Source organism: bacterium, from assembly GCA_021158245.1.
Classification (GTDB): Bacteria; Zhuqueibacterota; QNDG01; order QNDG01; family QNDG01; genus QNDG01.
The window spans coordinates 1-3,335 of sequence record JAGGVB010000130.1 but is presented as its reverse complement, the minus strand read 5'-3'; the positions used below and the strand labels follow the sequence as shown (position 1 = coordinate 3,335).

The window sequence follows — 3,335 nt, the reverse complement described above, 5'->3', positions numbered from 1 at the left end:
AGCGCCCATGCCAGCAGCTGCGTAAAATACAAAACAGGAAAACCGCTGAACTCCAAGAACTTATCTTTTATCAGCCCCTGTCTTCTGTCAAGATTGTAATAACAGAGAGGGCAGCTTAAAACCATAACATCCGCTCCGCTGATCCGGGCAGATCGTAAAATCCTGTAAGATGCTTCTGCAGCAGCATCCGGCTCTGAAACAGATATGTACGAACCGCAGCACTCCTGCCTGAACGGGAAGTCTATAACCTGTGCTCCGAGACTCTCAACAAAGTCTTCAAAAATCGAAGGATCATCAGGCTTGTCCATCAGGATTTCCGAATAGGGACGCAGAAGTCTGCACCCATAATAAGCAGCTACTTTAAGGCCTGAAAGATCCCTTTTAACTTTCATTTTTATATTTTCAAATCCGATTTCATCCCTTAAAAATTCCAGAAGGTGAACCACAGAGACATCTCCGTGATAAGGAGCAAAACCTGTGCTCCTATCTTTTGTCTCGTGATCAATTTTTATATCATCCTTTAAGAATGCATTTATTCTTTTGTGTTTAAGGGGATCATTCAACAAAGCATAATTTGTTCTTTTAAGAACATTATAGCAGAATGCACAGGTTGTTGTAACCTTGTCTCCCCCTTCTGATTCCACCTGACGTAAAATTCTGGCAGGTGCTGCAAGACCTGCGATTTTCTCTTCGGACAGGGGAAATTCAGCGCCGCAGCATGTCCAGCCTTCGGGCTCTTTCAGATCCACACCAAGAATTTTCATTGCTTTAACGGTTGTCTCTTCCAAGTTTACAGCTTTCTCTTTAAGAGTACATCCCGGATAGTAGTGAACTTTCATGAATTCCTCTTTATTAAAAAATCATTGGGGGGCTTATTTGCTGAATTTCTTAAAAACCGCCACGTAAGCCTGCTGAGGCAGATCCTTTGCCCATTTCAGCGGTACATCATCAGGACCGAAATGATCCTGTCCCTTTGGTTCAGTAATCTCTCTTATTGCTTCTGCAATCCTTGCAATGTCTATTCCCTTGGGGCACCTGGAATGACATGTAAAACATGATGCACACAGGTAAACCGCTTTTGATCCTGAAACTTCCTCTTCCTGCCCCAGTTGAACAAGCCTGATTATCTGATTAGGCAGAATATCCATTTCAAAAGCAAAGGGGCACCCTGCAGAACAGCGTCCGCACTGATAGCATGCATATATGTTCTGTGCGCTGCGTTCCGCAACTTTCCGAATAAAAGATTTCTCTTTATCTTCCATTTTGATCCGCACTCTCATGGCACCCTCAAATTTTATTTTATTGATTAAAATCTCTTTTTCTCATCTATAACACTATTTTTATAATCTCTGATTCTGACAATAAGCGGCATCTGGCCCGGAAGCGTATGAGTTGCGCACCCAAAACAGGGATCATATGCACGAAATGCCATTTCAACCATATTCATAAGTTCATCTGTCACTTTACCGTTTTTAATCAATCCCTGAGCAGCTTTTTTAACAGACATATTTATTGCAGCATTGTTGTTTGTTGTCCCTACAATGAGATTTACTTCTGTTATCATGCCGTTCTCATCTGTCTTGTAGTGATGATAGAGAGTACCGCGGGGTGCTTCAACAACACCCACTCCTTCGGACGGTGTTTCCGTGGGAACAGCACGGAACTGGTCGCTTGTAATTTCAGGATGCTCTGCAAGTTCCACCCAACGCTCCGCAGCATACAGAAGCTCGATAATGCGTGCCCAGTGAGTTGCAAGGGTCTGGTGTACAGGTTTTCCTCCCAAAGTATCATACATACGCTGGTACTCTTCATTTGCCAGAGGCGTTGCCATACCTTCGGAAACATTCAGACGGGAAAGAGGCGTAGCTTTGTAAACTCCGCTCGATTTTCCGTCTGTAAATCCTTTCCATCCGATCTTTTTGAGGAACGGGAACTTAAGATATGTCCACTCTTCCACATGTTCTGATATATGCTTCAGATAATCTTCAGGTTTGAATTTAACAAATTCTTTTCCTTCGGGATCAACAACTCTGATATCGCCGTCATAGAAATTGACCTGATTGTTCTTGTCAACAAGTCCCATGTTGTAAGTGTTGTGAGTAAAGGTATCGGAAAGTATCAGGTCAACATACTCTTTGTTTTTAAGTACAATATCATTAAAAATGGAGATGGTAAACTGCCCGAACTCCACAGCCTGCCTGCCTGCCTGCAGAACTTCATCCCGCAGCTCGGGAGAAAGGCGTTTTGACATTCCTCCTATCAGAGCTCCCACAGGATGAACAGCCTTTCCGCCGATTTTCTGGATCAACTCGTGACAGAGCCCCCGCATTCCTATTACTTTCCCGCCTATTTCCAGACCAACCTTGTGCACAACGCCGAGTATATTTCTCTGTTCCTTAGGCGCGCCCGGGCCAAGTACAAAATCAGGCCCTCCGAGAGCATAAAAATGTGTTGTATGATCCGTGACATAAAAAATCATGTATAGAAGTTCCCTCAGCATCTTTGCTGTTTCCGGAATTGTAAGATTGTAAACAGCATCTCCTGCTTTTGCAGATGCCATAAGGTGGGCCTCGGGACAAACTCCGCAGATCCTGGAGGTAATTCTCGGCATCTCTTCAACAGGTCTTCCCTGGCAGAATTTTTCAAATCCCCTCAACTCCGGAACCTGAAGAAATGCATCTTTGACATCACCTTTATCATCAAGAAAAATTTCTATCTTTCCATGTCCTTCAAGACGGGTAACTGGATCTATTGTGACTTTTTTCATTAAATCTTTCTCCCTATGATTGATCCGGGCAGGTTAAATCTGTAAAAAGTTCCCACAGGGTCTGGAATCTGATTAACTATTTTCTCTATTTCTTCAGGATCATTGCTGTCAACCATTGATGCAATAGCACCTGCAAGTTTTCCGCCTATATCATCAATACCTTCAGCAGGGCCGTAACACCCTCTGCAACCCAGATTTACCTGAGTACACAAAGCTCCGCATCCTGCACGCGTAGCAGGGCCGTTACAGATTATCCCCTGATCCAAAAGACACTTGTCAGGGTCAATATCTTTTATCATATGAGGTCTGACGAACTTTTTAACAACCTTATCCTCACTTTTTTCTCTCGGACATTCGTCACATACGGTCTTTGGATTAACACCGATAACCGCGCCTTTTGGCGGCAGATTTCCCGATAAAACAGCCTCAAGCACATTCCATATCTGATCCGCTACAGGCGGGCATCCGGGCATTCTGTAATCAATGTCAACAACCTGATCAAGAGTTCTTACATAAGAAAAAAGCTCTGGCAGGGATAAATCGCCGTTCTTTGTTTTAGTGAGGGATT

At 43.7% G+C, this 3,335-nt stretch carries 4 protein-coding genes; all 4 read right to left on the bottom strand.

Annotation, left to right across the window (positions count from 1 at the left end; translation table 11 throughout):
• Window positions 1–839: CoB--CoM heterodisulfide reductase iron-sulfur subunit B family protein (locus tag J7K93_07150; GenBank protein ID MCD6116773.1), on the bottom strand; the 839-nt coding region annotated here is incomplete at its 3' end.
• Between the two features lie 33 nt (window positions 840–872).
• Window positions 873–1,280: a 4Fe-4S dicluster domain-containing protein gene (locus tag J7K93_07145; protein MCD6116772.1), complete on the bottom strand. Its 408-nt coding sequence runs from the start codon at window positions 1,278–1,280 to the stop codon at window positions 873–875.
• A 26-nt stretch (window positions 1,281–1,306) separates the two neighbouring features.
• Window positions 1,307–2,767: a Ni/Fe hydrogenase subunit alpha gene (locus J7K93_07140; GenBank protein MCD6116771.1), complete on the bottom strand. Its 1,461-nt coding sequence runs from the start codon at window positions 2,765–2,767 to the stop codon at window positions 1,307–1,309.
• The coding region (locus tag J7K93_07135; protein MCD6116770.1) for an oxidoreductase at window positions 2,767–3,335 on the bottom strand (569 nt) is incomplete at its 5' end. The genes J7K93_07135 and J7K93_07140, both read right to left, overlap by 1 nt.

Coding starts and splice junctions, on each gene's coding strand:
- J7K93_07145 (MCD6116772.1), bottom strand. CDS start 1,280: ATGAGAGTGCGGATCAAAATGGAAGATAAAGAGAAATCTTTTATTCGG.
- J7K93_07140 (MCD6116771.1), bottom strand. CDS start 2,767: ATGAAAAAAGTCACAATAGATCCAGTTACCCGTCTTGAAGGACATGGA.